Origin of the sequence: Pseudochelatococcus sp. G4_1912 (genome assembly GCF_047501465.1) — a bacterium.
Classification (GTDB): Bacteria; Pseudomonadota; Alphaproteobacteria; order Rhizobiales; family Beijerinckiaceae; genus Pseudochelatococcus.
On the sequence record NZ_JAZDRL010000002.1, the window covers coordinates 319492 to 345190 of the forward strand.

A 25699-nucleotide genomic window follows, 5' to 3' on the forward strand; every position below is an offset into this window, starting at 1 on the left:
TTTGACCCGGTTCTTTACCAGCGATAATGCGAGAAGGCGCGATTAGCTTCAGCCATACGATGCGTATCTTCACGCTTCTTAACGGCGTTACCACGGCTGCTCGACGCATCCATCAACTCAGCTGACAAGCGCTCAATCATCGTACGATCGTTGCGAGCACGAGCTGCCTGAATAAGCCAGCGAATGGCCAACGCTTGACGACGCTCATTACGAACCTCGACCGGTACCTGATACGTCGCACCACCAACACGGCGCGAGCGAACTTCAATTGCAGGAGCAACATTATCAAGCGCCTGCTTAAACACAGCGAGGGGCTCAGTTTTCAGCTTCTGCTCAACGATATCAAACGCGCCATAGACAATAGCCTCGGCAGCGGACTTTTTACCATCACGCATGATGGAATTCATGAACTTCGTGACGATAATATCACCGAACTTTGCATCCGGAATAATCTCACGCTTTTCCGCACTATGGCGACGGGACATCGGCTTTCGCTCCGCCTACTTTGATGATAACCGAGCTACGCTGCGATTATCCGAATTACCTCGAAAAACACCCAATAAGAACCCCTTAACGGCTCTTACTTAGGACGCTTAGCACCATACTTTGAACGGCGCTGCTTACGGTTTTTAACACCCTGCGTATCAAGAACACCGCGCAAGATGTGGTAACGCACACCCGGCAAATCCTTTACACGACCGCCACGGATCATGACCACGGAGTGCTCTTGCAGGTTATGACCTTCACCAGGAATATAACCGATCACCTCAAAGCCATTCGTCAAACGAACCTTAGCAACCTTACGGAGAGCCGAGTTAGGCTTCTTAGGCGTCGTTGTATAAACGCGCGTGCAAACACCCCGCTTCTGCGGGCAGGACTCAAGAGCAGGAACCTTATTCCGGCTTTTCTGCGCCGTCCGCGGCTTGCGGATCAGCTGGCTGATCGTCGGCATACTATCTTCTCTCGCTTTCAACCGCTGGACAGTATTGACCATCCATCAAGTCGGCCGTTGGCCAATTACTTTCCAGCGCCATAAGGCCCTGAACACCTGAAACGCCGCACCGCCCCAATCAGGACCGCCGACAGACAAAGTACAAACGTGCCTGCCACTCTTAGCAGCAAGCACTTGCACATGCAGAGGACCAAGCTTTCACCAGGTCATGCTCCAGATCTGACAATCAAGCCTTACTTGCGGCCAGTCGGTGCTAGAAACGGCAACGTTTAAGGTTCACCCATCAAGGCTTGGCGCCTCAAAATCAGAACACCTACGGCTTACCGAAAGTTGGACTTACTTACATTCAGATTCGGCGCCCGTCAAGGGGAGAACCTAAAAGGAAATTAAAATCCGTCAACCAAATTATCAAATCAGGATGCGCTTAAACATTACCCTGACCATGCATTAGAAAAACGACCAAAAAACGACCGCTTCTCTAAAAATAGCACAAGCCTGATATCAATCTGCACCAGATCGATATCAGGCTAGCGTTACGCACTCTCTATAAATAGAGTCCTTTAGCTTTCCTGCCAGATGGCAGGAGTGGAGGGACTCGAACCCCCAACCCCCGGTTTTGGAGACCGGTGCTCTAGCCAATTGAGCTACACTCCTAAAGGATACGGCGAAACCGTCGTATCCATATATCTGATGATTCTCGAAAACACACCCGTTAAGAATATGTTTCCAGAACTTTTTTCCTAAATCACTCGATAATTTCGGCGACGACGCCTGCGCCGACGGTGCGACCACCTTCACGGATAGCGAAGCGCAGCTTCTCTTCCATTGCGATCGGAACGATCAGGTGCACTTCGACAGAGATGTTATCGCCAGGCATCACCATTTCCGTGCCTTCTGGCAGGTGAACGATACCCGTGACGTCCGTTGTACGGAAGTAGAACTGCGGACGGTAGTTACCAAAGAACGGCGTATGACGGCCACCCTCTTCCTTTGTCAGGATATAAGCCTCAGCCTTGAACTTGGTGTGAGGCTTCACTGAACCGGGCTTTGCAAGAACCTGGCCGCGCTCAACGTCTTCACGCTTCGTGCCGCGAAGCAGCGCACCGATATTGTCGCCTGCCTGACCTTGATCAAGAAGCTTGCGGAACATTTCAACGCCGGTGACCGTCGTCTTGATTGTTGGACGAATGCCAACAACTTCGATTTCTTCACCAACCTTGATGATACCGCGCTCAACACGACCCGTTACAACCGTACCACGACCAGAGATTGAGAATACATCCTCAACTGGCATCAGGAATGGCTGGTCAACTGGGCGCTCTGGCTGTGGGATGTATGCATCGACTGCTTCCATCAGCTTCAGAACGGCATCGTGACCGATTTCACGGTTCGTATCTTCAAGTGCTGCAAGTGCAGAACCCTTGACAACAGGAATGTCATCGCCAGGGAATTCATATTTTGACAGAAGCTCACGGATCTCGAGCTCTACAAGCTCAAGAAGCTCCGGATCATCCACCTGGTCGACCTTGTTCATGAACACGACAAGCGCAGGAACACCAACCTGGCGAGCGAGCAGAATGTGCTCACGCGTCTGGGGCATTGGACCGTCAGCAGATGACACAACCAGAATCGCGCCGTCCATCTGAGCAGCACCCGTGATCATGTTCTTCACGTAGTCGGCGTGCCCGGGGCAATCAACGTGTGCATAGTGACGGTTTGCGGTTTCGTACTCAACGTGGGATGTTGAGATGGTGATACCACGTGCTTTTTCTTCTGGCGCCTTATCGATTTGATCGTACGCCGTAAACGAAGCGCCACCAGCCTCGGCAAGAACCTTCGTGATCGCAGCCGTCAATGACGTCTTGCCATGGTCAACGTGACCAATCGTTCCGATGTTACAATGCGGCTTCGTCCGCTCAAACTTTTCCTTCGCCATTGACGTAGCTCTCTCGTCCCATCCTGAAACGACCTCTGCCCTCTAGTGGCAGATAGTCCCCAAGCGCCTCATCGATCATCATAACAACCGAGACAGCGCCATTTTGTAATTCGTTTCTGCTAGTTCGCCCAACAGCAGATCACAATATCAGCTACAGCAATAACTGAGCAGACCTTGGATGTACTACTAATTGGAGCGGGTGAAGGGAATCGAACCCTCGTCATCAGCTTGGAAGGCTGTTGCTCTACCATTGAGCTACACCCGCGCGATAACAGTCCCAGAATGGGTGGTGGAGGAGGTTGGTTTCGAACCAACGTAGGCGTAGCCAACGGATTTACAGTCCGTCCCCTTTAACCACTCGGGCACTCCTCCGGCCCATTCCAGCAGACTACCGCTTTTGAACTCCCTCCCCGTATTGATTCAAAGATCAGCGAGGCGGCGTTCACATCTGCGGAAGCAGCGGGGCGTTTCTTAGAGCGGAGCAGCCACCAGTGTCAACACCTAATCGAGGTTTTTCAAATGCGATCTGGTCAATTGTTCACACTTATGCGACGAATAGCCTTCAATCATAAGGCAATCGAATGACCGACAATTTCTCTTCCAAGCATCACAAAAAGCCCCCTTACCGCCAACAGGCAACCAGGTTCACGCGCCGTCCAAACCCTGGGCGACAAGCCAATTCTGTCTTTCCTGAAGAAGCAAATGACGGCGTTGTTCTCTATGGTTGGCATGCCGTATCCGAGGCGCTCGCTAATCCTGCAAGGCGCTTCCGTTCGCTGATGGTAACAGAAAATGCGGCTAGACGATTAGCCGAGGTTTTCCACAGCCTTCCAATTCAACCAACCATTGTTCGTCCATCAGAGATCGATCAACGTGTGAGCGCAGATGCCGTGCATCAGGGCATGTTGCTTTATGCTGATTCGCTCGAATCGCTCACCGTTGAGGATCTTGCGCCCAATTCGTTGATTCTGGTGCTAGACCAAATTACTGATCCGCATAATGTCGGCGCTATCGTCCGCACAGCTTGCGCCTTTGGTATTGATGCGATTTTGACGACCGCCCGACATAGCCCCGCGACTACCGGTGTATTGGCGAAATCTGCCTCTGGTGGTCTTGAGCATGTTCCTTTTGTAACCGTACGCAACCTTGCTGGCGCGCTGCAAACACTCTCGGAACGCGGCTATCAATGTATCGGCCTGGATTCTGAAGGCGAAGAAACATTGGGAGCAATCCCCATGCGGCGTCCTCTGGCATTGGTCTTGGGCGCGGAGGGCAAAGGCTTGCGACAGCTTACGAGGGAGCGCTGCAATATGTTGGCGCGCCTTGATGTGCCAGGAAAGATCAAAAGCCTGAATGTCTCGAACGCAGCAGCAATCTCACTATATGCTGTTACTTCAAGGCTCGCTTCAGAGAATTAATTAGCCATGGCTGTATAGCGCGCTCACCTATACAGCCCTCTTCCACCCGCTGTTTTTGATAATGAAGAAAACAAGCGGGAGGAACCTGCCTAATACTTTTGTCTAAAGACTTATGTCCAAGCGACAACGGTTTCCGTTGCAACTATTATGAATCGCGATAGATTGTCACAGGCTTCCTTTGGTTGGTCCTGTGATGATTTCCGACAATAACCGGCATGCTCCAGAAGAGAGCGGTCGGCGTTCGGGCCAAGCGGCTGTCTGATTGCGGCCAGTTTGGTTGACGTTGAGGAAACGCAACGAGGGACCATTACCATGACCTTTGCCAGCACAACGGGCGGGGCCAAGCCCAAAGCCGCCCCTATGACTAAAGAAGAGCGAAAGGTGATTATTGCCTCTTCGCTTGGCACTGTTTTTGAATGGTATGATTTCTATCTCTATGGCTCATTATCGGCGATTATTGCAGCGCAATTCTTTTCGGGCGTGAACCCGACTGCGGGCTTCATTTTTGCCCTACTTGCTTTTGCTGCAGGTTTTGCCGTTCGTCCATTCGGTTCGCTGTTCTTCGGTCGCCTTGGCGATCTGGTCGGCCGTAAATATACCTTCTTGATCACCATCATTCTGATGGGACTTTCAACGTTTATCGTCGGCCTACTGCCCAATTACGCATCTATTGGTATTTTGGCACCAGTTGCGTTAATTGCACTGCGTTTGCTTCAGGGCCTGGCGCTAGGCGGCGAATATGGTGGAGCGGCAACTTATGTTGCAGAACACGCCCCTAGAGGTCGACGCGGTTTCTATACCAGCTTCATTCAAACAACAGCAACACTTGGGTTATTCCTGTCATTGCTGGTAATCTTGGGCATACGCACCTGGTTAGGCGAAGAAGCCTTTGCTGCGTGGGGCTGGCGAATTCCCTTCCTTGTCTCGATCATTCTGCTGGCTATATCCGTATGGATTCGAACACAACTGGAAGAATCCCCCTCCTTCAAAAAGATGAAAGCTGAAGGCACTGGCTCCAAGGCCCCTCTGAAGGAAGCTTTTGGCACCTGGAAAAATGCCAAGATCGGCCTTTATGCGCTTTTTGGCAGCACAGCGGGGCAGGCTGTTGTCTGGTACACGGGCCAGTTCTACGCTCTCTTCTTTCTCACACAGACGCTGAAGGTTGATTCGGCCACGGCCAATATCCAGATTGCCATCGCCCTTCTGTTTGCCACGCCGTTTTTCGTCGTATTCGGCTGGTTATCAGACAAGATCGGCCGAAAGCCGATTATTTTAGGTGGCTGCCTGTTAGCTGCACTTCTTTACTTCCCATTATTTAACGCTCTAACACGCGCAGCAAACCCTGACCTGGCCGCAGCACAAGCCTCTGCGCCCGTAACAGTGGTAGCCAATCCGGCTGAGTGCTCATTCCAGTTCAATCCTGTTGGAACGGCACAGTTCACCTCTTCCTGTGATATTGCCAAAAGCTTCCTGGCACGTAATTCGGTGAATTATGATAATGTTGCCGCACCAGCTGGCACCATCGCGTCGATCAAGGTTGGTGATCGTAGCTTTGATGCATTTGATGCCCGCAGCTTGCCACCTGAAGAGCGCACTGCACGCACCGCACAATTCCAAGCCGAATTGACGGCCGCAATCCGCGAAGCTGGTTATCCCGCCAAGGCAGATCCCGCCAAAATGAACTACCCGCTAACGGTTGGAATCCTGTTCGTGCTCGTACTATTGGTGACCATGGTCTATGGCCCAATCGCCGCTCAGCTCGTGGAACTATTCCCAACGCGTATCCGCTACTCGGGTATGTCGCTGCCTTATCACATTGGTAACGGCTGGTTTGGCGGCTTCTTGCCTCCAACGATCTTCGCCATGGTAGCCGCGACAGGTAATATCTACTATGGCCTATGGTATCCAATCACTATCGCCATAATGACCTTGGTTATTGGTCTGCTGTTTGTGCCAGAAACATACAAGCGTGACATCAACACGTACGACACCTGATAACTGCGTGCACTAATAGCTGCGCCGCCATCTCGCTTCGATTTCGGTTAAATGCGAGAAGGCGGCGCAGCTTATTTTTACATTATGGCGCAGAGGATCTTTCCTCATGAATACCCGCATAATGTCTAGCTTATGTTACGTGTGAATGCTCTAATTACATTAACGTTACGTACGCCAGAAAATCATAATATTTCAACAAATACACAAAGACTGACCAAGCCCTTATTATAAATAATTGTATATCATTATTAATAATGATGGCGATTGCAATTTGAAAACAATATTCCTTTTCCTACACCTCAGAAAAATACGGACAAGGAACCCCAAGTCGGCAATGATGACTGCAACTGCAGCGGCATCGCCGGGAGCGCTAAACAACTTTAAAACCCTTCACTTCTGAAGTGATGCAGCCGCCCCTGATCCCGCAAGCACCCCGCCACATACTGGCACAGGCACACTGGTTGTTGCCGGCAGAGTAAGCGGCAATTTCCTTAGGCTGCGAACCGCAAGATAGGCAAAGGCCTGTGCTTCCAGCGCATCTGCAGACCACCCCAACTCATCCGAAATAATTGTGGGCACACCAACGTGGGCACCAATCCGGCGCACCATCTCTGGATTGCGAGCGCCACCGCCACACAACACCCACAATACAGGGGGCTTCGGTAAGAAGCGCATGATATGCGCGACAGCGCGAGCGGTAAACTCAGTAAGCGTTGCCGCACCATCTTCATCAGACAGCGCTGTTAAATCTGGAAGCATGAAGGCATCCCGATCAAGTGACTTTGGTGGTGGCTTATTGAAATAATCATGCCCCATCAAAGCATTAAGCACCGCCTCATCCACGGCTCCCCGGCTTGCGCAGGCCCCATTACGGTCAATCGGCACCCCTATGCGCTTCAGCATGAAATCATCGATCAGCGCGTTAGCGGGCCCCGTATCGCAAGCAATCAACTGGTCATTATCAGCACTATCGATATAGGAAACGTTGGCAATTCCTCCCAGATTGAGCACTGCAACTGGGCCCTCAAGCTGGGCTTTACGCACCAGGGCACCATGGAACAGCGGAACCAACGGCGCACCCTGCCCCCCAGCAGCCACGTCTGCTGCGCGAAAATCATACACAACCGGAATGCCCGTGTGCTCAGCGAGCTTGGGCCCATCACCAATCTGCACTGTCAACCCAATTTCAGGACGATGAATCATCGTTTGCCCATGAAAACCAATCAAATCAACTGTTTCTCGATTCAGTTGGCAAGAGGACAAAAAACTATCGATTGCGCGAATATGGCGATGCGTAACCATGGCTTCCGCATCTGCCAAAATACCAGGACGAGCAGCCCGATCTGTAAGGGAAGCGGCGACCTTCATCGCATCACGCAGCAACTTTCTGTCGCTCGGATCATAAGGATGGAAGCCGGCAGGACCAAGACGCTCAATCGAAATGCCATCTGTCTCCAGCAGTGCCACATCGATACCATCCATCGACGTGCCACTCATAAGGCCAATCACCCGCCAAATCCGTTCCGCCATATCGCTCCCTACTCCGTATGCGAAATACTATTCTATATAACTCTATTAATAATGCGAACTATAGAGCAGCATACTTAATAACACGCATGATAAATTATCATTTCTGCTTGGTTATTTTTGGCATCAAGCTTTTCATAGCATAATAGGAGCAAACAAAAAATTGCCTCACTATAGACCCATTCCATTAGATGATAGGAAATCATAAATGCAGAACAACAAGAAAGACACAATTAAAACACAATACATACATAACAAAACACAGCAAACAAAACAATTAATTCAATCATTATTTATAAATTAATTAAATTGATAGAATTTCCATAAATTTATTCTTGTTTTATGCTTTTATTTTTATTTAATAAAAACCTCTTGCCGTTTCTTAAAATGCTATATATTATGGCTAAGCAATGGCGAAAAACTGAATCTGTTTACACCAAGGCATACAAAAAGCGTGGCTAGCCCTAGTTTTTCTGGATGCTTATGCATTTAAGAGAAATAGAATTATTTGATGTATAAATATTACTACCTCTTCCCCCAACCACTAATACAATCAACTTGATTTGAGGAATATTATGGTTAGATCTATTGCTCTCTCGCTTATTTTATTACCTTTTATGGGCATATCCCTTGCACAAGCTAACTGCGACTCACCAGAGTTCAGCAATGATGTTTTGAACGACCTGCGAATTTTGCCTGAGTTCACCGCAGCAGAAACTGAAATCATCCAGTTGCGTGCACCTAAAACAATTATCTACAACGAGTCATACGATCAGTATCGCTGCCGCTACACCCTCGATCTTAAGAACGGCCTGAGCAAAGAGGTCTCCATCGAGTATAAGAGCACTAAAACCGGCTCACTGGTTTTATCTTATGAGGAAATCTGGAGTTCTTCATAACGGCACTATTTCTAGGCCCGATACGATAAACGCCAATGCTTCCCAATGGTCTGATTTCCAAACAGCGAATGACCTGATATAGACCGGCTTCACGTTGCAATCATATGACCTTGTCATTTGGTGTAACGGACTGGAAACGCACCTTGCGCTCCAGCCAGACGAATGGACAATGCGTCCACATGTAGCACTAGCATGAAGCCGAAAATTTGATGACCTATCGTTCAGACTTCCTCCGCGCGCTCAATGATCGCGGCCTCATCCACCAGATTTCCGACGCCGAAGGCCTCGATGCACTGGCCTTGAATGGAACGATCACGGCTTATGTAGGCTATGACCTCACGGCAGCAAGTCTGCACGTGGGGCACATGACGAACATCATGATGCTGCGCCGTCTTCAGCAAGCTGGACACCGGCCAATCGTGCTCATGGGCGGCGGCACCACCCGCATCGGTGACCCCTCATTCCGCGATGACGCTCGCCCACTGCTAGATGATGCGCAGATCGAAGCGAACAAGCAGAGCATCAAAAAGGTGTTTTCGCGTTTCCTGACATTTGGCGACGGCCCTACCGATGCCATTATGGTTGATAATGCTGAATGGCTCGATAAACTCGAGTACATCCCATTCTTGCGTGACATCGGACGGCATTTCTCTGTCAATCGCATGCTAAGTTTCGAATCGGTGAAGTCGCGCCTTGATCGCGATCAATCCCTGTCGTTCCTTGAATTCAACTACATGATTTTGCAGGCATACGACTTCCTTGAGCTGTCGCGCCGTTACGGCTGCCAGTTGCAGATGGGCGGCTCCGATCAATGGGGTAATATCATCAATGGAATGGAACTGGGGCGCCGTATTGATAACAATCCCCTCTATGCACTAACCTCGCCACTGCTCACCACCTCGTCAGGTGCCAAGATGGGCAAGTCCGCGGGCGGTGCTGTCTGGTTGAACGAAGATATGCTGGCGCCTTATGGGCTGTGGCAGTACTGGCGCAACACGGAAGATGCCGATGTCGGCCGCTTCCTGCGCATCTTCACCGATCTGCCCCTCGAAGAAATCACCCGTCTTGAAGCGCTGGAAGGCGCAGAGCGTAACGATGCCAAGAAGATTCTGGCTACAGAAGTTACTGCTCTGTTACATGGCCGTGAGGCTGCAAATGCGGCAGCTGAAACAGCCCGCAAAACATTCGAGGAAGGCGCGTTGGCGCAGGACCTTCCAAGCCATGTCATCACACGTGATGTGCTTGAGGCAGGCCTTGGCGTGTTGGCAGCCTTTGGTCCTGACCACACAGGGCTTGTTACCTCCACCAGCGAAGCACGTCGGCAGATTAAGGGCGGTGGCCTGAAGGTGAATGATGTCATCGTGACAGATGAAAAGGCGAGACTAACCCCTTCTGATCTCACATCAGAAGGTTTGATCAAGCTTTCTCTTGGCAAGAAGAAACACATTTTGCTGAAGATTGCATAATTTTTCCTGGAACAACCATCACCTTCGCTTCGTTTACAGAGTATCCGAAGCAAGTGCTGTTATAATATCCGGATGATAGACTGCAGCATTCGCTATCTTTTAGCATCGGAGTGAACCGGGATGTCTCATAGACATTCCGGCCAATACTCTAAGGAGGGAATGATGGGTCGTCTTGACACAACCGGTACATTGATCGGCGCAGATAAAGTTGCCGGCACAACCGTTTATAATGCCGAAGGAGAAAACCTCGGCAGCATCCATGACCTCATGATTGATAAGCAAACAGGTCGCGTTGCATACGCTGTCATGTCATTTGGTGGCTTTTTGGGCATGGGATCAGATTATCATCCACTGCCTTGGTCAACATTGACATATGACACCAATATGGGCGGCTATGTCGTTCATCTCACGCGCGAGCAGCTAGAGGGCGGCCCAACCTTCAGTGAAGATGAGGATCCGCATTGGGGCGACCGCGATTATGAAAAACGCGTTCATGATTATTATGGAAGCGGCCCCTACTGGATGTAGGCATTAATTCGGATGAGTGGAGTGATGGCGCAAAACTAATCAATAAACGCTAGTGACGCGCCACTCGTCCAATCTAATCGAGGGGGTAGAGCTTGCGGGCAGCTTCTTTCAGGGCTGCCCGTGAGTCATTATGGACATAGAACATATGTCCTCCACGCAAAACCTCTAACCCAACACGCCCCTTATCGGCATCCCCGCCCAACGCTGTAAGACGATCAAGCGCTAGCTGGCTATCGAAGTAAGGCGTCACAAGGTCGGTAGCGCCGTGCACCACTAGAGCGTTAAGATTGGGATCAAGCGCCAGAGCCTCGCGCAGATTACTCACTGCTTCATGCGGCTCATTGCCATTCCCACCCCAGTTCCAGTTCGAAAAAACATCCTGACTGAGCAATTGATACGGCGCATCGACGCGCCACCCAACAGTTCGATTCAGAAAATCTACTGCAACGCTGGTGAGTGGCGCCACGCTTGCGTGCAGAATTGGGTCTTTTGGCGTGAAAGAGAGAACAAACGGCACAGGATCAGCACCGAGTACCGTTCCATCATAAAGGCTTGCGACCGATTGCCGATCACGCCCCAGTTCGCGTGCAAGACCTTGAAGATCAAGTCGACCTGCCTGACGCTCTACAAACGCACGATCAAGACCTGTGAAGGCCGTAATTTGATCCACAACTCGCCCAACAGCCGCCTTATCACGCGGGCCGCGCAATAAATCGACTACATAGTTAGTACGAGCATATTCCTCAACGTTGGCTAACGAATCTCGATTGATCGGCTCACCCTTCTTTTCCAACGCCAGCGCGGCAAGAGATGGCAGCCGCGCTGCGAAGGCAAGAGGTGAACCATCGCTATCTGACTGCGAGATAAAATCCAGCACCGGCGAAATCATGATGATTCCAGATACGCCGACACCTTCATTTGTCTGTAAACGATGAGCAAGTTTAGGCACGCGAAAACCGCCATAGCTCTCACCTACGAGATATTTAGGCGAAGACATGCGATCAAATTCAACGAGATAGCGGCGCACCACCGCAGCAAGCGCATTGATGTCACCATCAACCGACCAGACAGAGCGCTTCAACTCGCGATTATCATTCACGAAACGGCTATAACCCGTCCCCACCGGATCGATGAAAACAAGATCCGTAAAATCAAGCCAGGTCTCGGGATTATCATTCAGGATAGCAGGAGAAGATGGCCCCTCGCCATTGTTGCCGAAGGAAATCCGTTTTGGGCCTATCGCACCAAAATTCAGATAGGCAGACGCCGCACCAGGTCCACCGTTGAAGGCAAACGTAATCGGCCTTTTGCTCGCCGGCTGTCCTTCAAGCGTATAGGCGATAAAGCCCACTTCCGCTTGGGGATCGCCAGAATCATTGCGCAACACGATACTGCCCGCAGTGACTTTATAATCCTGCTTTTTGCCTGCAATTTCCAATGACTGCACAACAGTTTTGCGAGGCGGAAGACGCAGCCCCTCATCGCCGCGCCGCGGCTCGGCCGCTTGCGCTTGCTGTGGTGGCGTTTCTTTATCCTGTGCTTTTGCGGCCGGAAGCGGCACGATAAACAGCAGGGCCATGAACAAGCCAAGGGCGGCAGGCGACTTAAGCATCTTGGTTCCTTCCCTATGCATTATTATGCAAGGCTTAGCCTTTTTTGGCCCAGCGGCCCATTTCATCCTGCTGCCAATAGGTTGCTTCATGCCCCAAGGCGCGAATTTTGCGCCACTCTTCCCGCGCACGAGAGAGAGCCACGTCATCGTTGCCATCGAACATCAGGATGATGCGTTGATAGGACTCGATATCCTCACCAACCACCGCGCCATCCACGAGAAAGCGTACATCCGCCTTATTCAGATTGGCGCTGCCAGAGGTCAGCAGAATGCGCTCATCGGCACAATCAGCGACCTGATCTGTCGCATGCGGCAGGAAACTTTCATCGCGATAAGTCCATAGATGATCGTCGAGAGCCGAAAGCCGCTCTGGCCCCGGCACCTCAATGGCTACGCGCCAACCGCGTTCGATGCTCTTTTCGACAAGCGTCGGAAGCACCGCTTCAAGCGGCTGACGTTGCAGGTGGTAAAACAGAATCTCGGTCATGAGGCTTCGTAATGATCCCGCACGAGACGATCAAGCATACGCACGCCCCAGCCTGATCCCCAGGACTGGTTCGTATCTGTCTGCTTCGCGGCCATGCCGGTGCCGGCGATATCGAGATGCGCCCATGGCGTATCCTTGATAAAGCGCTGCAAGAACTGGGCTGCAGTGATCGAACCCGCATACCGTCCGCCGGTATTCTTCATATCAGCGAATTTGGAATCGATCAGCTTATCATATTCAGGCTGCAGCGGCAGGCGCCATACAGTCTCACCCGTGGCCTTGCCGGCCTCGGTCAGATAGGCAGATAATTCATCATTATTCGAGAACAGGCCTGCATTTTCCTGCCCTAATGCAACAAGAATCGCACCAGTAAGTGTCGCCAGGTTGATGACGAACTGCGGTTTGAAACGCTCCTGCGTGTACCAAAGCGCATCAGCCAATACGAGGCGGCCTTCCGCATCCGTATTGATGATTTCAATCGTCTGCCCCGACAGCGACTTGACGATATCGCCTGGCCGCTGAGCCTTTCCGTCTGGCATATTTTCAACAAGGCCGATCACACCAATAGCGTTGACCTTGGCCTTGCGGGTAGCAAGCGTGTGCATCAGACCAACAACAGCGGCAGCGCCCGCCATATCGCCCTTCATATCCTCCATGCTGGCAGCAGGCTTGATTGAAATACCACCGGTATCGAATGTTACACCTTTGCCAACAAAAGCGATCGGCGCAACATCCTTATCCGCACCATTCCAGCGCAGAACCACCAGCTTGGTATCAAACCGCGAACCAAGCCCAACCGCAACAAGAGCGCCAAAGCCTAAACGCTCCAGTTCGCTTTCATCGATCACCTCAACCGCGACATCAAGCTTGGCCAGCTCGCCAGCGCGACGCGCAAACTCTTCCGGGTTCAGGACATTCGGTGGCTCGTTAACAAGATCGCGCGCAACATTTACCCCTTCAGCAACAGCCTTTGCCGCTTTCCGCGCGGCCTTGGCTCCTGTTGGGTCTGCGAGATTAATGATTACGACCTTTGGTTCATCATCCTCGGCATCGCTCGTGTCATCATGCTTTTTGGTTTTATAGAGATCAAAACGATAAGCGCGCAGGCTTAGACCGAGCGCAAAGTCACCCGCTGATTCGGCTGTAAATCGGCCCTCGCCTGGCAGATCAAACAGCACATGCGCTCTCTGCCCATTAAGTTTGGCAAAGGTCACCCCGCCCAGTTGCGACCAGTCATTAGCAGCAACATCCTTGCCGGTTCCAATGACGATCAACCGGTCAGCATTGATCCCCTTGGGTGCTGTGAGAATAAGGGCCTTCTTGGCTTTTCCCTTGAATTTTTCGACCTTTGCCGCGCGCCGTACAAGCTCCAGTCCGGCATCGCCCAGCCAGGCAGCCGTATAGGGTGATACCGAGAGATTTTCATCGGCAAACACCACCACTTCGCCCCCCTCCGGGCGCTCCAGAGCTTTAAAATCTACCTTGATACGGCCGGTCATGAACATCCTCACATTACTATCAAACAGCTATCGGTCGCGATCAGAGCATTTTCAGCGGCTCGCGTCATCGTCTCTGCCTGAAAATATCCTGAATTGTGGAATAAGCACCCACGCTGCTAATCGTCGCATCGATATGCCCTGTGGTCGATAGGAGCGGCAACGAACTTGCCGAATACGCAAGAACCTATTAGTTCCTTTGGCGGCATATCTGGTTTTTGTGTCGATTCTGTCGGATAAAACAAAAATGACTGAAGCGCTTTTTGCTTCGGAGCAGTTTGCATTTAATTTGAATGCAAGTTGCGGTAAAGCCTAAGGATTAGAGCGCAGTTCTGATGCTATCAGAACGTCCGGCCTTCTATCCGTTTGTTCATGTATCAAATACCAAAGCGGCATCCGCTGTCTGGTTTGATGCATTATCGCCCGGCCCGCGCCTGCGCGCAGTTATATGGTATCGTGATGACATTGATCGAACGCTACATCCTGCGCAACGTAACGGTCGCCTTTGTTGCCTGCTTTCTCGCACTGACCCTTATCATCTGGATCACCCAAATTCTGCGCCAGCTTGATCTGGTTACAGGGCAAGGGCAGACGCTTGGCATCTTCATGCTGGTCACGCTTCTGTCGTTGCCCGCACTTGTGGTGATTATTGCGCCGGTCGCACTTTTCATTGCTACGCTTTATGCGTTGAACAAGCTCAATAGTGATTCCGAGCTCATCGTCATGAGCGCCGCCGGCATAGCGCCAGGACGTTTGCTGCGCCCGTTCGCAACCATTGGTGTGGCTGTGTTTGCGCTGGTAGCATCGATGACGCTGTATCTTATGCCGCAGAGCTTCAACACATTGCGTGACGTGATCACCAATATCCGCGCTGATTTCGTTTCCAATATCGTAAAGGAAGGCCAGTTCACGACACTCGATTCGGGCATCACCTTTCATTATCGCGAAAAAGCTGGCGACGCATTATTGGGCATTTTCATGCAGGATGAGCGCGATCCTGAAAAGGTCGCCGTCTATATTGCTGAACGCGGGCGGACTGTAACCGTTGATAACCAAAGCTTTCTTGTGCTCGAAAACGGCTCTGTCCAGCAGCAGGAGAAGAACAGCCGCGATGCCGCCATCGTCACCTTCCAGCGCTATGCCCTAAATCTCTCGGTATTCGCAGCCAGTGAAGCTGAAACGATCTATCGTCCACGAGAGCGCTCAACCGCAGCCCTTCTGGCCCCCGATCCGGAAGATCCGGTCTACAAACTGCAATCGGGGCGTTTCCGGGCTGAGTTACATGATCGCTTTACGGCCCCGCTCTATTGCATTTCTTTTATGCTGATTGCTTTTGCTGCACTGGGTGAAGCGCGTACAACGCGCCAGGGGCGCGGCGTGGCAATTGCGCTGGCTGTCGCAGCAGTGGGTCTCGTACGCATAATAGGGTTCTTCGCATCGAGTGCGATTGTGCGCGAGCCTTTGGCAGTGCTGGGCATTTATGGCGCACCGCTTATTTCTAGCGCACTGGCACTCTTTATTATCTTCGAAGGCCCCCGCGTGCGCGCTTTAACCAACGCCATCCTTCGTCGCTTGTCGCTTATGCGCCCTGTTACGTTGAGAGGTGCATAGATGCTGATTGGCCCCACTCTCGGACAGTATTTCGCCAAGCGCTTCCTCACAACCATTGGCGTTGTGTTCGGCACTGTGTTCATTCTGGTGTACACTCTCGATTTTGTGGAGCTGATGCGCCGCGCGGGGGATGCACCCAATGCCTCAGCTCATCTGATGGCCTGGCTGTCTTTACTGCGCACTCCTTCGGTAACAGAGGAGGTTCTTCCTTTCGCAGTGCTCTTTGGCAGCATTGCAACTTTGTTGAACCTCAGCCGGCGTCTTGAACTGGTGATCGCACGCTCGGTTGGCATCTCCGCCTGGGGCTTTTTGCAACCACCCGTTATAGTGGCTTTGCTGCTGGGTGTGATTTCAGTCACGCTTTACAATCCCCTTTCGGCCACCTTGCGCCACCGGGCTGCGACATTAGAGGCAACAATTTTTTCGCAAGGCTCCTCTCTAAGTCGGCAAAATATATGGATTCGCCAACGTAGCATCGATGGGCAAGCGATTCTGCGCGCGAGCTCAGCGATCGATGAAACCGCCACTCTCGTGAATGTGACTGTGTTTCTGTTCGATGACAAAGGCGGTTTTCTGGAACGAATTGAAGCTCCCAGCGCGCAGCTTTTTGATGGCTATTGGGAGCTTGTTAACGCACGGGTGATGTCCCTGAACGAGGAACCGCGGGCTCATAATTCTTATCTCCTCGCGACAACTTTAGCGCCAGCCCAGGTCCGTCAGTCATTTACAGCGGCCAGTTCAGTGTCTTTCTGGCAGCTGCCCGACGTGATTGAGCGCACGGAGCAAGCGGGCCTCGATGCGCGCCCCTATCGCCTTCAATATGAAGTGCTGATGGCGCGCCCCTTGCTGCTGGTAGCAATGGTGTTAATCGCCGCTTCCGTTTCCTTAAGGTTCTTTCGATTTGGTGGCGTTGCGAAGCTTGTTCTGGGTGGCGTTGTGGCCGGCTTCGTGCTTTATGTAGCGACGGAGATCATGCAAGATCTGGGGGGTGCAGGGATTCTATCACCCACCGTGGCAGCTTGGCTTCCAGGGGTAGTCGGCAGCTTGCTGGGTGTCCTTGCTTTACTATACCAGGAAGATGGCTAAATCAGTGCACGTGTCGAGAGCAGCAACAGGTGCGTGAAATCGGAGAGCAAGCATTTTTCGTGAAATACTTCTTCATAAATATGCATCAGACTGAGTTGGCTTATATATCTACCGTGTTTTAGTTGAGGAGTTTGCGCTTGAGACTTGGTTCCGTCGCCCGCATCGCGATAATGACTGCACTCGGCGCAACGCTTTTGCCCGTGTCGCTCGCGCATGCTCAGCAAACGCTGAATGAGCGCTTCGCGGCTGCGGGAGAGCGCTCGGATGGCGACAATCTTGTCGTTGATGCCAAAGAGATTGTTTACGATAACGATAAAAACACCGTCTCGGCAGTTGGAAATGTGAGCCTGTATTATCAAGGTCGCACCCTGCAGGCGGACCGCGTCACTTATGACCGGAATACCAACCGTGTTTTGGCCGAGGGCAATGCCCAGCTGCGTGAGACCGACGGTACAGTCGCCAGCGGCGATCGCTTCGAGCTGACAGACGATTTCCGTGATGGCTTTATCGACTCACTGCACGTTGAGACGTCGGAAAACACGCGCTTTTCCGCCCCTCGTGCTGAGCGCAGTGAAGGGGAAACAACCACCTTCACCAAAGGCACCTACACTGCCTGCGAGGCCTGCAAAGAAGATCCAACTCGCCCGCCACTATGGCAGGTGAAGGCTGCACGCATTATTCATAACAATAGCGAGCAGATGATTTACTATGAGGATGCCACGCTTGAGTTCTACGGCGTTCCTCTTGCCTATATTCCGTATTTCTCAACGCCGGATCCCACAGTGCGCCGCAAGACGGGCCTGTTGACACCGCGTTATGTCTACTCATCAGCGACTGGTTTCGGCATTACAACGCCGTTTTTCTGGGCGCCTGCACCTGACTATGATCTAACTCTCACTCCTACATTCCTGACAAAACAGGGTGTTTTGGGACAGGCTGAATGGCGCCAGCGCTTTCTGACTGGCTCTTATAATATCCGCGCTGCAGGTATTTTCCAGCAGGATGACAGCGTCTTCCTCGCGTCTCCCTACGGTCCGAGAAACCGCGATTTCCGTGGCTCCATCGAGAGCTCGGGACGCTTTGACATTAACCGTTTCTGGCACTGGGGCTGGGATGCGGCACTGCTGAGCGACAAGTGGTTTCTGGATAATTACAGAATCCGCAGCGAAAGCCTAACCAGTACCTTTTTCAAGGAATCGACCTCGACTGCATTCCTGCAAGGCCGCAGCGACACGGCGTTCTTTGACTTGCGCGGTTATTATTTCAAGACACTTTCGCAGGATGATTGGCAAAAGCAGCAGCCAATCGTTGCGCCAACGCTTGATTACAATCGTCGCTTCAAGGGCCCTGGCAAAATTGGCGGTGAGCTTGAGCTTGATTTCAATGTGACCAATCTCACGCGCGATGCAGCGCAATTCCAAGCGGTTCCGGGATATACTGCCAATTACTTCCCAAGCGGCATGCCCTATTCCACCTGCGCTGTGTTTGATCAGAATCAATGTCTTGTGCGTGGTATTGGTGGGCGCTACACGCGTGCTTCAACCAGTCTTAACTGGCGTCGTGATTTCATAGATCCACTGGGACAGGTCTGGCAACCATTTGCTGGCCTGCGTGTGGATGGCTTCGCCCGCAGTCTGAACGCGACGCGTTTTCAGAATGGTGAGATCGGCAACTTCCTGAACACCAACGGAAACGACAACATCAGCTCGCGTGTGATGCCAACGGCGGGCATTGAGTACCGTTTCCCATTTGTGGCAAACACTGAAAAATGGGGCACGCACACGCTTGAGCCAATTGCACAAATCGTTGCACGTCCGAACGAAACCCGCATCGGCCAATTACCTAATGAAGATTCTCAAAGCGTCGTTTTCGACGACACAAATCTTTTCGCATGGAATAAATTTGGCGGCTACGATCGAGATGAAGGTGGTATACGCGCTAATGTTGGCCTGAAGTATTCCGTGCAAACGGATAGCGGTGCCTTTGGCCAGGCAATGTTTGGGCAATCTTACCAGATAGGCGGGCGCAACTCCTACCGCCAATATGACATCGCACATGCTGGGCAAGATTCAGGCTTACAAAACACTCAGTCTGATTACGTTGCCGGCCTTTATATCGCGCCGCGTCAAGGCCTTTCTTTCCTTGGTCATGCCCGTTTTGATGAAAATGACTTTTCGGTCAATCGCCTCGATGGCCAGGCTAACGCTTCATTTGGCCCTCTCAATACAGGCTTGGTTTTTGCTCGCTATGAAGCCCAACCGGGCCTCGGCTACCCATATAGACGTACGGGCCTTGGCCCAAGCGCATCACTGAAAATGAATGAAAATTGGTCCGTCAATGGATCTGTGATGTTCGATCTCGATCGTGATCTGCGCACACGTTACGAATATTCTGCAGGGCTCACATCGAACTACACTAAATCGAACACCTGGACGCCCGGTTATATGTCGCTTGGTATGACCTATCAGGATGAGTGCGTGGTTTTCGGCGTTACTTATAATTCTACCATGAAAGACAGATCATCAGGAACAAAGCGCTCAGATACATCTGTTATGGTACGACTTGAGCTACGGACACTCGGCGGAATTAGCTTCTCGCAAGATGTCGGCGGCAGCAACAACACATCTGATGGCATCGCCCAGTAAGTTTGTCACTCATATGAATCAAATTGATGATCTCCCCCCCCTGCGCGATATTGTTAGGGACCATGGTTTGCTGGCCAAAAAATCACTTGGCCAGAACTTCTTGTTTGATCTAAATCTCACCGCACGGATTGCGCGATCATCTGGCCCATTGGACGGTGTCACCGTTGTTGAAGTTGGTCCCGGCCCTGGAGGTTTAACGCGTGCATTACTTGCTAATGGCGCTAAGCGTGTCATTGCAATTGAACGTGACTCTCGCTGTCTACCTATTTTGGCACAAATTGCCGAGCGCTATCCGGGCAGATTAACTGTAATTGAGGGCGATGCCCTAGAAACAGACATCACTCCATATCTTGATGACGGTCCGGCTCGCATTGTGGCTAACTTGCCCTATAACGTTGCAACGCCTCTCCTAACCGGGTGGTTAACAGCCGAGCGTTGGGCACCATGGTGGCAATCGCTTACGCTCATGTTCCAGCGTGAAGTGGCAGAGCGTATTGTTGCAACTCCGAAGGATCCGAAAGATTACGGTCGCCTTGGCGTATTATGCGGCTGGCGGACTGAGGCACATATTCTTTTTGATGTGCCAGCATCTGCCTTCGTCCCACCACCTAAAATCACGTCATCAATTGTACACTTGGTCCCGCGCCCTTCACCTGACACGGTACGCACTTCAACACTTGAAATGGTGACCTTAGCCGCCTTTGGACAGCGCCGTAAAATGCTGCGGCAGAGCCTTAAAAGCCTTGATTTGTCGGGTTTAAATCTAGACACAACCGAATTGATTCAACAAGCTGGACTCTTGCCAACTGCTCGTGCTGAAGAGATTGCGGTGGCTGATTTTGTCCACCTTGCAAATCTTTATGATACTTTGCGCAACAGCATAAGAGCTTAAAATAAAAACAGCCTGCGTTCGTTTCTAAATTTTAAGCGAACGCAGACTTCAATCAATAATATTTATTTTCAAACGTCATTATTCAATAGGCTCTCAACAAAAACTGGTAGGCCAGTCCTACGAACACGCTTGAGCCTTTCAGCTGCCAAAATCGACAACAATGATTTAAATGCATAATCAAGATCATCATTGACGATCACATAATCATAAGCACTCCAACGGCGAATTTCTTCGCGCGCATTGAGCAGACGTTGATTGATGACTTCCTGAGCGTCTTCAGCGCGCCGCTCTAGCCGATTACGTAACTCGGCCATTGATGGTGGTAGAATGAACACGGTTACAGCATCATCCCGCATGTGCTCAAGAATTTGCAATGTACCTTGCCAATCCACATCGAACACCATATCGCGACCACGCGCTAATGTTTCGTGAGCAGGTTTACGCGGCGTACCATAGAGATTGCCATGTACCTCTGCCCACTCAAGAAAATCGCCACGATCCCGCTGGAAAATGAACTCATCGCGCTCCATAAAATGATAATGAACACCATCAATTTCCGATGGGCGACGAGGACGGGTAGTTGCAGAGATGGAGAGAGAGACATCGCCGAGCTGCAATAGATCGCGCGTCATCGTGGTTTTGCCCGCTCCCGAAGGTGAGGACAAAATAAGCATCAGCCCACGACGCTGAATTGTATTATCGGCTGTCATTCTCTTTCCTGAACTTAAAACGCACACTTTTTACTGGACAGAACGCAACTGTGGCACTGTTTTGGGCGATGTCAGATCATAAGTCTTGTTTTTCAACGGATCGAGCTTTGTACCTTCAGAAGCATCAAATGCTTTGGCTAGCCCCTTTGTCCCGCTCTCGCTATCAAGCAACTCACTGCGTCTTCCTGCTTCATCGTCGACGCTATCCTCTTCATCAACCCGATCAAAACTCTGAGATGCAGTCCGGCCAGCCTCTATTTTTCGCCATGCGCGAACATTACGATTATGTTCATCAAGGCTTTTAGCAAACTGATGCCCGCCGGTGCCATCAGCAACAAAATAAATATCATCAACAGCGGCCGGCTTTGCCGCGGCCACAAGCGACGCACGCCCCGGGTTTGCAATCGGCCCTGCTGGAAGGCCGCTTATTACATAGGTATTATAAGGAGTCGCTTCGGTAATTTCGCTTTTGCGGATGCCGCGACCAAGGGTTCCTTTACCAGCAACGATTCCGTAAACAATTGTTGGGTCGGATTGCAGCTTCATCCCTTGCTTCAATCGGTTTGTAAAAACGGCCGCCACACGAGCCCGTTCTTCAGGCACGCCAGTTTCCTTCTCCACGATCGAGGCTAGAACAACGAGCTCTTCGGGTGATTTAATCGGAAGGTTCTTTGCCCGCGCTTCCCAAGCTTCTGCCACAACTTTGCGATGCTCAGCTGCCATACGGTCAATCACCGCTTGGCGCGTCGTGCCACGCGGCACCATATAGGTTTCTGGCAGCAATGACCCTTCAAGTGGAATCGGCTTGATCTCACCTGTAAGTAAATCATTGGCCAGCAGCCTTGCGACTATCTGATCGCTTGTGAGACCTTCGGGAATAGTTATGGAATGCAACACACTTTTGCCTGCGACAAGCGTATCCATAACGTCCTTCATACTGGCGCCGGCTTGAAAAGCATACTCTCCTGCTTTGATGCTATTATTGGCACCAAGCGCATGTAGCCCCATTACAAATATGAGCGCGTGATCAATGACACCTTCACGTTGCAGTGCTTCCGCAACCGTCTGATTGCCGCCCTTAACGGTAACAATCTGTGTTTCCTTCAGTGGCCCGCGCGCATAAAATTCCTGGCGTCCGAAATAGACTACGGAACCGACAGCAACTACGCCTATCAACAGCAGGGTCAGAAACGCACTGAGCGCGGATAAAAATCCTCCATTCCGTCGCCTTAAACGCGTTCGTGGGGGAGGAGGAGGGGCGGCTGTTGGCTTGATAGCCTCGCCCGGAGATCGTGGTGCAGCGCGGTTGTAGAGTGCATCGCCACCATTGCCTGATTGCGAGGCTGACGGTCCATGATGCCTGTCATCAACCATACAAAGCCGTCCCCCTCATAAGTCAATTAAATGCATTAGCACATAACTGTATGCTGCAATGCCTGCTTCACTCTCACTGTGCAGTAAGACTATAGCAATAATTGTGGCGAAAGCACGCCACCTTACCTTACACCATCAAAGATCTGGATGGCGGAAGATCAGCGATGCGTTCGTACCGCCAAAGCCGAATGAGTTAGACAATACGGTACCAACCGAAGCCTGACGAGCCTCATGCGCAACAATATTAATTGCGGTCTCTACCGATGGATTATCGAGGTTAAGCGTTGCCGGTACGATCTGATCACGGATGGCAAGTACACCGAAAATTGCTTCTACCGCTCCTGCAGCCCCCAATAAATGGCCGATCGAGGACTTTGTAGATGACATTAATACACGCCCAGCAGAATCACCCAGCAGCCTCTCAACAGCCCTGAGCTCAATCTCATCACCAAGTGGCGTCGAGGTACCATGTGCATTGATGTAATCAATATCACCCGCAGCGAGGCCCGCGCGCTTAAGCGCTGCCTGCATGCAGCGATAAGCACCATCACCATCTTCAGCAGGCGAAGTGATATGATAGGCATCGCCGGACAGGCCATACCCAACCACTTCAGCGTAAATTTTAGCACCACGTGCAATGGCGTGCTCACGTTCCTCCAGCACAACGACCCCAGCACCTTCGCCCATCACAAAGCCATCACGATCCTTATCATAGGGACGAGAAGCGCGTTCCGGCATGTCATTGAAAGAGGTTGATAATGCTCGACACGCGGCAAAGCCTGCAACAGCAAGCCGGTTGATCGGCGATTCGCTGCCGCCAGCCACCATTACATCAGCGTCACCCAGCGCCACTAAACGTGCCGCATCGCCAATAGCATGCGCACCTGTGGAGCAGGCCGTAACAACAGAATGATTCGGGCCCTTTAAGCCGTTAGCAATCGACACATAGCCAGATGCCAAATTAATTAATCGGCCGGGAATAAAGAATGGCGAAATACGCCGTGGACCCCGCTCATGGAGGACAATGGAGGCATCATAAATGCCACCAACACCACCAATCCCGGAGCCGATCAAGACGCCACTGGCAATCTGATCGTCATAGGTCGTCGGATGCCAACCAGCATCGTCAAGAGCCTGCTTGGCTGCTGCCACCGCATAAACGATGAACGGATCAACCTTGCGCTGTTCTTTAGGCTCCATCCAATCATCTGGATTGAAGCTGCCTTCCGTCGTATGCCCAAGGGGAATTGAGCAGGCAATCTGGCAAGGTAGATCCGACGTCTCAAACGTATCAATCCGTCGGGCACCACTAACGCCCGACAGAAGCTTACGCCAGGTAACTTCTGTTCCGTTACCCAAGGGCGAGACGACGCCCAAGCCAGTGACAACAACGCGTCTCATGCCCTACCACCTATAGTTTCGCCAATTGCGCCAGCGTCCGGACCGAATTCGGCGACGCCGTACGTTCCCTCAACCCACGCTACGACGAGAAACATTAGGCAGAAACGTTCTTTTCAAGGAACTTGATAGCATCGCCAACGGTGACGATCGTTTCAGCAGCGTCATCCGGAATCTCAACGCCGAAGCCTTCTTCGAACGCCATAACCAACTCGACAGTGTCAAGGCTGTCTGCGCCCAGATCGTCGATGAAGTTTGCAGACTCCGTCACCTTGTCGGCTTCAACGCCCAGGTGTTCGATAACAATCTTCTTCACGCGTTCAGCGATATCGCTCATAATTCAGTCCTCATTATATCAACTGACAAATCCAAGCATCTTTGCGGCTCGGACATTGTCGCTACTGGCATTTTTGTCAAGGGCGCTGACATCCGTAAGCGGCATATGCACCCTTTATCAAGGCAACACTCGCTACACGAGCACGGCAACGCATACAACCCAATGACGCGAAAATCAGGGCATAACCTCACAAACCGAATAAAAATTCATGCCTGAGAAGTCAATAACGCCCCAAATCACCTCAAACAAGCATCCGGTAACGCAACACGATACGTCACCGCAAGCTTAAATTTCTTCCATCTTGCCTTATCAGACAACAAAAACGCAGGACAAGAACCATAGCCCTCTTCCAGTTCTTTGATGAAACATCAAATCTAGACGCAAGGCAGGGTCCGTTCTTTGGTTTCGTGTGGCAAGCCTTACGCATTCAAGCTGGAAAAACGATTTCCAACTGCATTAATACGATCACATAGCGCATGCCATGCACAATCATTCATGCAAACTTGACCATGGTTGTTAACACACTACTTACCAATTAGCGAGAAAAGAAACGACCGTTTTTATTTTTTCAAAATGGTCGTAACCTCCTTATATCATTGCCATTCCGCCATTCACATGAAGTGTTTGGCCGGTAACGTAACCTGCTTCGTCAGACGCCAGATAAACGACAGCTGCCGCAATATCCATACCTGATCCAAGCCGACCGACTGGCACGCGACCGAGAATCGCTTCTTTCTGCTTGTCGTTGAGCACATCAGTCATTGGCGATTCGATAAAGCCAGGCGCAACCACATTTACAGTGATGTTGCGGCTTGCAACCTCAGCAGCCAGTGACTTGGACATGCCAATCAGGCCAGCTTTCGAGGCTGCATAGTTGCCCTGCCCTGGATTACCTGTGGTGCCAACGACTGAACTGATACCGATAATACGACCAGAACGGCGACGCATCATTCCCTTGAGAACAGCGCGTGATAACCTGAAGGCTGCTGTAAGATTAACGGCAATAACCGTATCCCACTCTTCATCCTTCATGCGCATAAATAGGTTATCACGCGTCACGCCTGCATTGTTCACCAGAATATCAATACCACCGCCAAGCGCAACCTCAGCCGCTGGAACAAGCGCCTCAACATCCGCTGCATCAGCAAGGTTAGCCGGTGTGATATATACACGTTCGCCAAGCTCTTTCGCTAATACTTCCAATGCCTCACGACGCGTACCCGATAGCGCAACCTCTGCTCCACGCGCATGCAAGGCCTTGGCAATCTCACCGCCAAGACCACCGGTTGCACCCGTTACCAAGGCCTTCTTGCCCGTCAAATCAAACACG

The 25699-nt window shown here is 51.4% G+C and carries 21 protein-coding genes and 3 tRNA genes; 9 read left to right on the plus strand and 15 right to left on the minus strand.

Annotation, left to right across the window (positions count from 1 at the left end; genetic code table 11):
- Positions 1-14: 14 nt before the first annotated feature.
- The 6 genes from rpsG to VRZ32_RS08735 form a co-directional block, all read right to left on the minus strand.
- On the minus strand, positions 15-485 hold the full coding sequence (rpsG, locus tag VRZ32_RS08710; protein ID WP_414525355.1) for a 30S ribosomal protein S7: 471 nt from the start codon (positions 483-485) through the stop codon (positions 15-17).
- A gap of 95 nt (positions 486-580) precedes the next feature.
- Positions 581-952 (minus strand): 30S ribosomal protein S12, encoded by a 372-nt coding sequence (gene rpsL, locus VRZ32_RS08715; protein WP_414525356.1) that lies wholly within the window; start codon positions 950-952, stop codon positions 581-583.
- A 577-nt stretch (positions 953-1529) separates the two neighbouring features.
- Positions 1530-1606 (minus strand) — tRNA-Trp (locus tag VRZ32_RS08720).
- A gap of 91 nt (positions 1607-1697) precedes the next feature.
- Entirely contained in the window at positions 1698-2888 is a 1191-nt protein-coding gene (gene tuf / locus VRZ32_RS08725) for an elongation factor Tu (protein WP_414525353.1), read from the minus strand.
- A gap of 191 nt (positions 2889-3079) precedes the next feature.
- Positions 3080-3153 (minus strand) — tRNA-Gly (locus VRZ32_RS08730).
- A gap of 22 nt (positions 3154-3175) precedes the next feature.
- Positions 3176-3260: transfer RNA gene (locus VRZ32_RS08735), tRNA-Tyr, on the minus strand.
- Positions 3261-3469: 209 nt separating this feature from the next.
- On the opposite strand from VRZ32_RS08735, the gene rlmB reads away from it, so the two are divergent.
- Together rlmB and VRZ32_RS08745 are read left to right on the plus strand one after the other, a co-directional pair.
- Positions 3470-4306, plus strand: a complete 837-nt coding sequence (gene rlmB / locus VRZ32_RS08740) for a 23S rRNA (guanosine(2251)-2'-O)-methyltransferase RlmB (protein WP_414525357.1) — start codon at positions 3470-3472, stop codon at positions 4304-4306.
- Between the two features lie 312 nt (positions 4307-4618).
- On the plus strand, positions 4619-6301 hold the full coding sequence (locus VRZ32_RS08745; protein WP_414525358.1) for an MFS transporter: 1683 nt from the start codon (positions 4619-4621) through the stop codon (positions 6299-6301).
- Positions 6302-6691: 390 nt separating this feature from the next.
- Here the strand turns inward: VRZ32_RS08745 and VRZ32_RS08750 are convergent, their stop codons facing one another.
- Positions 6692-7831, minus strand: coding sequence for an anhydro-N-acetylmuramic acid kinase (locus VRZ32_RS08750; protein WP_414525359.1), 1140 nt, complete (start codon positions 7829-7831; stop codon positions 6692-6694).
- Positions 7832-8403: 572 nt separating this feature from the next.
- On the opposite strand from VRZ32_RS08750, the gene VRZ32_RS08755 reads away from it, so the two are divergent.
- The 3 genes from VRZ32_RS08755 (at position 8404) to VRZ32_RS08765 (ending at position 10721) form a co-directional block, all read left to right on the plus strand.
- Positions 8404-8727, plus strand: a complete 324-nt coding sequence (locus VRZ32_RS08755) for a hypothetical protein (protein ID WP_414525360.1) — start codon at positions 8404-8406, stop codon at positions 8725-8727.
- A gap of 209 nt (positions 8728-8936) precedes the next feature.
- Positions 8937-10193 carry a tyrosine--tRNA ligase gene (gene tyrS, locus VRZ32_RS08760; RefSeq protein ID WP_414525361.1) on the plus strand — a complete coding sequence of 419 codons (1257 nt, stop codon included), beginning with the start codon at positions 8937-8939 and terminating at the stop codon, positions 10191-10193.
- Positions 10194-10355: 162 nt separating this feature from the next.
- On the plus strand, positions 10356-10721 hold the full coding sequence (locus VRZ32_RS08765; RefSeq protein ID WP_414525362.1) for a PRC-barrel domain-containing protein: 366 nt from the start codon (positions 10356-10358) through the stop codon (positions 10719-10721).
- 73 nt (positions 10722-10794) lie between these two features.
- On the opposite strand, the gene VRZ32_RS08770 is transcribed toward VRZ32_RS08765, so the two are convergent.
- From VRZ32_RS08770 to VRZ32_RS08780, 3 genes are read right to left on the minus strand one after another with little or no spacing between them, the layout of a single operon-like run.
- Positions 10795-12333, minus strand: a complete 1539-nt coding sequence (locus VRZ32_RS08770) for a S10 family peptidase (RefSeq protein WP_414525363.1) — start codon at positions 12331-12333, stop codon at positions 10795-10797.
- Between the two features lie 34 nt (positions 12334-12367).
- Positions 12368-12820 carry a DNA polymerase III subunit chi gene (locus tag VRZ32_RS08775; RefSeq protein ID WP_414525364.1) on the minus strand — a complete coding sequence of 151 codons (453 nt, stop codon included), beginning with the start codon at positions 12818-12820 and terminating at the stop codon, positions 12368-12370.
- Complete coding sequence (locus VRZ32_RS08780) at positions 12817-14319, minus strand: leucyl aminopeptidase (RefSeq protein ID WP_414525365.1); 1503 nt, start codon at positions 14317-14319, stop codon at positions 12817-12819. Before VRZ32_RS08780 ends, VRZ32_RS08775 begins: the two co-directional genes overlap by 4 nt.
- Before the next feature lie 456 nt (positions 14320-14775).
- Between VRZ32_RS08780 and lptF the strand changes: the two genes are divergently transcribed.
- The 4 genes from lptF to rsmA all read left to right on the plus strand — a co-directional run bounded on the left by lptF (position 14776) and on the right by rsmA (position 20550).
- Positions 14776-15927, plus strand: a complete 1152-nt coding sequence (lptF, locus tag VRZ32_RS08785; RefSeq protein ID WP_414525366.1) for an LPS export ABC transporter permease LptF — start codon at positions 14776-14778, stop codon at positions 15925-15927.
- On the plus strand, positions 15928-17013 hold the full coding sequence (gene lptG, locus VRZ32_RS08790; protein ID WP_414525367.1) for an LPS export ABC transporter permease LptG: 1086 nt from the start codon (positions 15928-15930) through the stop codon (positions 17011-17013).
- A 137-nt stretch (positions 17014-17150) separates the two neighbouring features.
- Positions 17151-19658, plus strand: coding sequence for an LPS-assembly protein LptD (locus VRZ32_RS08795; RefSeq protein ID WP_414525368.1), 2508 nt, complete (start codon positions 17151-17153; stop codon positions 19656-19658).
- 13 nt (positions 19659-19671) lie between these two features.
- A complete protein-coding gene (gene rsmA, locus VRZ32_RS08800) occupies positions 19672-20550 on the plus strand; it encodes a 16S rRNA (adenine(1518)-N(6)/adenine(1519)-N(6))-dimethyltransferase RsmA (RefSeq protein WP_414526176.1) in 879 nt (292 codons plus the stop codon).
- A gap of 68 nt (positions 20551-20618) precedes the next feature.
- Here the strand turns inward: rsmA and gmk are convergent, their stop codons facing one another.
- The 5 genes from gmk to fabG all read right to left on the minus strand — a co-directional run bounded on the left by gmk (position 20619) and on the right by fabG (position 25698).
- Complete coding sequence (gmk, locus tag VRZ32_RS08805) at positions 20619-21260, minus strand: guanylate kinase (RefSeq protein ID WP_414525369.1); 642 nt, start codon at positions 21258-21260, stop codon at positions 20619-20621.
- A 30-nt stretch (positions 21261-21290) separates the two neighbouring features.
- Entirely contained in the window at positions 21291-22634 is a 1344-nt protein-coding gene (mltG, locus tag VRZ32_RS08810) for an endolytic transglycosylase MltG (protein WP_414525370.1), read from the minus strand.
- 135 nt (positions 22635-22769) lie between these two features.
- Positions 22770-24035, minus strand: a complete 1266-nt coding sequence (gene fabF / locus VRZ32_RS08815; RefSeq protein ID WP_414525371.1) for a beta-ketoacyl-ACP synthase II — start codon at positions 24033-24035, stop codon at positions 22770-22772.
- Positions 24036-24129: 94 nt separating this feature from the next.
- On the minus strand, positions 24130-24369 hold the full coding sequence (locus VRZ32_RS08820; protein WP_414525372.1) for an acyl carrier protein: 240 nt from the start codon (positions 24367-24369) through the stop codon (positions 24130-24132).
- Positions 24370-24957: 588 nt separating this feature from the next.
- Entirely contained in the window at positions 24958-25698 is a 741-nt protein-coding gene (fabG, locus tag VRZ32_RS08825) for a 3-oxoacyl-[acyl-carrier-protein] reductase (protein WP_414525373.1), read from the minus strand.
- Position 25699 lies beyond the last annotated feature (1 nt).